1 protein-coding gene is annotated in these 2,396 nt (G+C 61.8%); it reads left to right on the forward strand.

Features of this window, described 5'->3' with window-relative positions:
- The coding region (purL, locus tag PROAA_RS12535) for a phosphoribosylformylglycinamidine synthase (RefSeq protein WP_186411664.1) at positions 1-2,255 on the forward strand (2,255 nt) is incomplete at its 5' end.
- Positions 2,256-2,396 lie beyond the last annotated feature (141 nt).

Genomic DNA, 2,396 nt, shown 5'->3' on the forward strand with positions numbered 1-2,396 from the left:
CCATCTGCGAACGCGAGCGTTGCCCGTTTGCCGTAGTTGGCATAGCCACCGACGACAATCGCCTGCGTGTAAGCGACCGTCATTTCGGCGACCTCCCGGTCGATATGGACATGGACGCATTGCTCGGCAAACCGCCGCGCATGACGCGCGATGTGGATCATCTGCTGTCGCTGGAGGTGGCGTTTGATCCATCCTCGCTCGAACTGAAGGATGCCGCCTATCGCGTGCTGCATCTGCCAGCGGTGGCCGACAAGACCTTCCTGATATCAATTGGCGACCGCTCGGTTGGCGGGCTGACGGCGCGCGACCAGATGGTCGGCCCCTGGCAGGTGCCTGTTGCCGACGTGGCTGTGACGACGATGGGCTACCGGACCAATCTTGGCGAAGCCTTTGCCATGGGTGAGCGTACGCCGCTGGCGATCCTCAGCGCTCCGGCTTCGGGCCGCATGGCGGTAGGCGAGGCGCTGACCAACATTGCTGCGGCCAATATCTCCGGTCTGGGCGACGTGAAGCTCTCGGCCAACTGGATGGCGGCTGCAGGTTCGCCGGGAGAGGATGCCAGTCTGTTCGATACGGTACGCGCCGTCTCCGATCTCTGTCAGCAGATCGGCATTGCGATTCCCGTCGGCAAGGATTCGCTGTCGATGCGCACGGCTTGGGATGATGAGGGGCTGAGGAAGCAGGTTGTCTCGCCACTGTCGCTGGTCGTCACTGCGTTTGCGCCGGTGCAGGATGCCCGCCGAACCCTGACACCACAACTCTGTCTCGACGTCGGAGAAACCGATCTGCTGTTGATCGACCTTGGCGCCGGCAGGAATCGTCTTGGTGGTTCGGCGCTGGCGCAGGTGTTCAACGCCACCGGCTCGGAGGCACCGGACGTCGACGTCCCGGAAAAGCTATTGGCATTTTTCGGAGCGGTACAGACGCTCGCCAGCGACAATCTTTTGCTCGCCTATCACGACCGATCGGATGGCGGCCTGTTCGCCACTGTCGCCGAAATGGCCTTCGCCGCGCATTGCGGCGTATCACTGGATATGGATGGCCTGTGTTACGACCCGCTGACCAACGATATCGACGGTGCCGAGAAGAAACCGGACTTGCTCCGCGGCCGCGCTTTCGAGTTGATGATGCGCGCACTGTTCAATGAGGAACTCGGTGCCGTGCTGCAGATCCGCCGCACTGAGCGCGCGCAGGTGATGGGCGTCCTGCGCGCTGCCGGCCTCGGGGCGTGCACCCATTTCATCGGCTCGCCCAATCCGTGGGACGAATTCCGCGTCATCCGCAATGCCAAAACTGCGCTACGTGAAAAACGCGTGGATTTGCAGCGCGCCTGGTCGGAGACGAGTTACCGCATGCAGGCGCTGCGCGACAATCCGGAATGCGCGCAGCAGGAATACGATCGCATTCTCGATTCGACCGACGCCGGCCTTTCGGCTTCGCTGACGTTCGACCCGGCTGAAGATATCGCCGCGCCGTTCATCAACAGCGGCACTCGCCCCAAGGTCGCAATCCTGCGCGAACAAGGCGTCAACGGCCATATCGAGATGGCCGCCGCATTCGATCGCGCCGGGTTTGCCTCGATCGACGTGCATATGAGCGACATTCTCTCGGGCCGTGTATCGCTCGCCGGGTTCAAGGGAACCGTGGCCTGCGGCGGTTTCTCCTACGGCGACGTGCTCGGTGCCGGCAAGGGCTGGGCCCGGACGATCCTTTTCAACGCACGTGCGCGCGACGAGTTTTCCAGCTTCTTCGGCCGGGGCGACACCTTCGCGCTCGGCGTATGCAATGGTTGCCAGATGATGAGCGCCCTGAAGACATTGATTCCCGGTGCCGACGCGTGGCCGCGATTCGAGCGCAACACGGTCGAGCAGTTCGAAGCACGATTCACCATGGTCGAACTGCCGCAGTCACCGTCGCTCTTATTCGACGGTATGACCGGCAGCCGTTTGCCCGTGGTTGTCTCGCACGGTGAAGGTCAAGTCGTTTACGATTCCGCAGACCAGCAGGCGAAGGCGCTGGTCACGATGCGATTCCTTGACAATGCCGGCCAGCCAACCGAGGGCTATCCGTACAATCCGAACGGTTCGCCGGAGGGTATTACCGGCGTGACCACGGCTGATGGCCGTTTCACGATCATGATGCCGCACCCCGAACGTGTTTTTCGCAGCGTGCAGATGTCATGGCACCCGGCAGATTGGGGCGAAGATTCGCCATGGATGCGCATGTTCCGTAACGCGCGAAAATGGGCGGGTTAATCACGCGAAGCACCTGAGCTGGAACCCCCCTGTACTTTGCGTTGCTGGCTAACGATCGTCGCATGAAACCCTGACCGCTTGGCCGGAATGCCGGCAACACCTTTCCATTGTCTCAAGTTTGTTGAACCACCGTGCTTCTGC

The organism is Candidatus Propionivibrio aalborgensis, from assembly GCF_900089945.1.
GTDB lineage: Bacteria > Pseudomonadota > Gammaproteobacteria > Burkholderiales > Rhodocyclaceae > Propionivibrio > Propionivibrio aalborgensis.